This window comes from Variovorax sp. P1_H12_2 (assembly GCF_056405335.1).
In genome coordinates this window covers 1-3477 of record NZ_JBFUCI010000551.1, presented here as the reverse complement: position 1 = coordinate 3477, position 3477 = coordinate 1, and the positions used below count along the sequence as shown (strand labels likewise).

The 3477-nt window shown below is 64.5% G+C and carries 5 protein-coding genes and 1 tRNA gene; 4 read left to right on the top strand and 2 right to left on the bottom strand.

Annotation, left to right across the window (positions count from 1 at the left end):
• The 3 genes from AC1D2K_RS32110 to AC1D2K_RS32100 form a co-directional block, all read left to right on the top strand.
• On the top strand, positions 1-600 hold a 600-nt coding region (locus tag AC1D2K_RS32110), incomplete at its 5' end, for an NAD(P)/FAD-dependent oxidoreductase (RefSeq protein ID WP_478094159.1).
• Positions 601-675: 75 nt separating this feature from the next.
• A complete protein-coding gene (locus AC1D2K_RS32105) occupies positions 676-1380 on the top strand; it encodes a glutathione binding-like protein (RefSeq protein ID WP_478094158.1) in 705 nt (234 codons plus the stop codon).
• A gap of 52 nt (positions 1381-1432) precedes the next feature.
• Positions 1433-1509, top strand: a tRNA-Pro gene (locus AC1D2K_RS32100).
• Between the two features lie 150 nt (positions 1510-1659).
• Here AC1D2K_RS32100 and AC1D2K_RS32095 read toward each other — a convergent pair.
• Complete coding sequence (locus AC1D2K_RS32095) at positions 1660-2166, bottom strand: hypothetical protein (RefSeq protein ID WP_478094156.1); 507 nt, start codon at positions 2164-2166, stop codon at positions 1660-1662.
• Positions 2167-2266: 100 nt separating this feature from the next.
• On the opposite strand from AC1D2K_RS32095, the gene AC1D2K_RS32090 reads away from it, so the two are divergent.
• Positions 2267-2800 carry a hypothetical protein gene (locus tag AC1D2K_RS32090; RefSeq protein WP_478094154.1) on the top strand — a complete coding sequence of 178 codons (534 nt, stop codon included), beginning with the start codon at positions 2267-2269 and terminating at the stop codon, positions 2798-2800.
• A gap of 456 nt (positions 2801-3256) precedes the next feature.
• Here AC1D2K_RS32090 and AC1D2K_RS32085 read toward each other — a convergent pair.
• Positions 3257-3477: helix-turn-helix transcriptional regulator (locus AC1D2K_RS32085; RefSeq protein WP_478094152.1), on the bottom strand; the 221-nt coding region annotated here is incomplete at its 5' end.

Genomic DNA, 3477 nt, shown 5'->3' with positions numbered 1-3477 from the left:
ATCTGGTACTGGGCCTCGGCGCTGGAGGCCAGGCTGTGCGCCCGGCAGGAGGTCGCGCTGGTCGGCGGCGGCAACTCGGCCGGCCAGGCCGCGGTGTTCCTGTCGCAGCATGCGGCCAAGGTCAACGTGCTGGTGCGCGGGCCCTCGCTGGCGGCCACCATGTCGCGCTACCTGATCGATCGCATCGAAGCCACGGACAACATCGCGCTGCGCCCGCACACCGAACTGGTGGCGCTGCACGGCGAGCCGGCCAGCGGCCTGAACGGCGCGACCTGGCGCCATCGCCTGAGCGGCAGGCAGGAGGATTGCCCGGCGCGCAACATCTTCCTCTTCATCGGCGCGGTGCCCGAAACCGATTGGCTTGCGGGCTGCGGCGTTGCGCTCGACAAGCACGGCTTCGTGCTCACGGGCCAGGCGGCGCGCGGCGGCTTTCCGGCCAAGACCGCGGGGACGCTCGAATCGAGCATCCCCGGCGTGTACGCGGTCGGTGACGTGCGCGCGGGCTCGGTCAAGCGCGTCGGCGGCGCCATCGGCGAAGGCGCTGCGGTGGTGGCGCTGATCCACCAGCACCTGGCGGCGTCGGCCGTCGCGGCGGCCTGAGCGGCTCGGGGCCCTGCAGGAAAACCGGTCCAGCGCTATGCTGGCCGGCTTCGCCACCCGCACGGATTCCCCGACATGCCTCAWGCGCCCATCGACGCCTATTCCTGGCCCACGCCCAACGGCCACAAGATCCACATCATGCTGGAGGAATGCGGCCTTCCCTATGTCGCGCATCCGGTCAACATCGGCAAAGGCGACCAATTCGAGCCCTCCTTCCTCGCGATCAGTCCCAACAACAAGATACCGGCCATCACCGATCCCCAAGGGCCGGATGGCAAGCCGATCTCGCTGTTCGAGTCCGGCGCCATCCTGGTCTACCTGGCCGGCAAGACCGGCAAGTTTCTTCCGGCCAGCGACCGCGCACGCTACGAGACGCTGCAGTGGCTGATGTTCCAGATGGGCGGCGTCGGCCCGATGCTCGGCCAGGCGCACCACTTCCGCATGTATGCGCCCGAGAAGATCGGCTACGCGATCGACCGCTACAGCAACGAGGCCAAGCGCCTCTACGGCGTGATCGACAAGCAGCTGTCGAACAACAAGTTCATCGCTGGCGAGAGCTATTCGATCGCCGACATCGCGATCTTTCCCTGGCTGCGCAGCTGGGAGAACCAGGGCATCGTGCTCACCGACTATCCGCACCTGGAGCGATGGTTCGACGGCATCGCCGCACGCCCGGCGGTCCAGCGCGGCGTCAAGGTGCTGGCCGACCTGCGTCAGCCGATCACGGGTGACAAGGAACGCGAAATCCTGTTCGGCAAGACGCAATATCAGCGCCGCTGAAAAACGCCGGCGCGCCGATGCCCCCATTCGCAGGTTAGAATCGAAGGCTCGTCGGGGTGTAGCGCAGCCTGGTAGCGCATCTGGTTTGGGACCAGAGGGTCGAAGGTTCGAATCCTTTCGCCCCGACCATGAAAAAAGTGAACGCCTGCAAGGACTTCGGTTCTTGCAGGCGTTTTGCTTTTTGGGGGTCGATTTTTAACTGCTGACTGAAATGTCCAACGGTGTGATGCCTCGACAGCTTCGACGACGACCACCTGGTCCGCTCGAGAAGCCCTCCCCTCACCGTTCCGGTTCGTTCAGGGGTTGAAGCCACTCCACAGCGGCCATGGCGGGCGCCATCGATCGCAGCCGCTCGTCGCGCCAAAGATCAGCCGCGACCTCCTCGAGCTGCTCGGGGTCCACCGTTCGCCACTGGCGCTGCAGCTGGTGGGCACAGGCTGCAATCCAGGTTTGTGCGCTGATTGGGTCCATGCGCATACTGTACGCCCATCCAGTATTTTTTTGCAGGTGTTTGCAATCGTCTACCGGTGTCGACGCGAGGGCCACTTGCTCGATGCGGAACCCCGCGGCGCGATGGGCAAGTTGCTCAAGTAGGACATCAGGGCCACCTAGATCTGGGGGGCGACCCGTGATCGCCACGTGCATGAAGTCGACGCGGCTGTCGGGTCGTGAACGCCTCTTCAAATGGCCGGTGGTCTTCCCTTTCGGGCAAAAAAGTTGCCCCCGCGCCCAATGTCCGCGTCGAACCAACCGCGCAATGATCGAAGGCGCAAGGTCGCGCGCCATGGGTCGAGTCGGCCGGTACGATGCCCTGCGAGGTCGGCCAGCGCCGCGGGCCATACGACGCGGGAGTCGGTGTACGCACGAACTGTGAAGAAGATCCGCCATGGAATCCGACATCAAAGCCAAGGCGCCGTTGCGTCAGCGAATGATCAGCGAGCTCCAGGAGCTCGTGGTCCTGACTGCCTACYTCTTCATCGTCATCTGGGCGATGAACGTGATGAAAGCCGCAGTGCTGCGCAGCCATGGCATCGAGTTCGTCTTCTGGGGCGTGGCGATTGTGAAAGCCCTGCTGCTCGCCAAGTTCGTGATGCTGGGCAGGGCTCTGAAGCTGGGGGGGCACAACGCTCATCGCCCACTCATCTGGCCGGTGCTGCGCAAGACTTTCACCTTCCTGATGCTGCTGATCTTCCTGACGATCGTCGAGGAGGTCGTGGTGGGATTGTTCCATCATCGATCGATCGGTGAATCGCTTGGCGAGCTGTTCGGCCAGCGGCTGCTGGAGTCGCTGGCCGGCGCGCTGCTTCTGCTGCTCGTACTCATTCCCTATTTCGCCTTCCAGGTCATTGCCGAGGCGCTTGGCGAAGGCCGGCTGGTGAGAATGCTTCTTGTCGACCGGAATGCGACAGGAAAAGGGTAGTTCGCAACACCCTCTACAGAGATCAATCTGTGGAGCGCCATGAATGGCTCACGCGCTCTCTCCTGGCCGTGCTGCTGCTTGGGGGGCCCACCCGTCCGATCAACCCGCCGATCACGCATGTCGATGCGAACCGCTGCTGCAAGCCGCCGGGGTGCCATCGACCACTATTCCTATGAGGTGGTCGGGCTTCGATTCCCGGAAGATCATCTGCGAATCACTTCCGCACCGTGCGGCCCTGCACAACCCTCGCGGACGACACCCCTGGCGCAAGTGACTTCCGGCGGATGGGCGACTGGCGGACGCACGACTTCCGGATGCACGACTTCCGGCCGCATGGATTGCAGCGACGCAATCGGGTGGTGAGGCAAATCTTCTGCCCCAAAGGGAAGAGTGTGGTGACAGGGCGGAGCGCGACGCTGACAAACTGGGCCGCTCGCTCGTTGGGCACCGAGGTAGTTACCGAGACGTTCGCTGGGGCTCTGCCTTGATCTTCGGCGCCCGCTTCACATGCATCGTCTTCGCGATCCGCTGGCGTGCCTGCCACTCGTCGTAGTCGCTCTGGCCGCCGAGCCAGAGCCGCGCCGCGCCGCCACGGTCGGCGCCAAGCCAGGCCTCCAGGCGAATCGCCAGCTCGGGCGAGATGGCGGCGTTGCCATTGATCACGCGCGAGAGCGCCA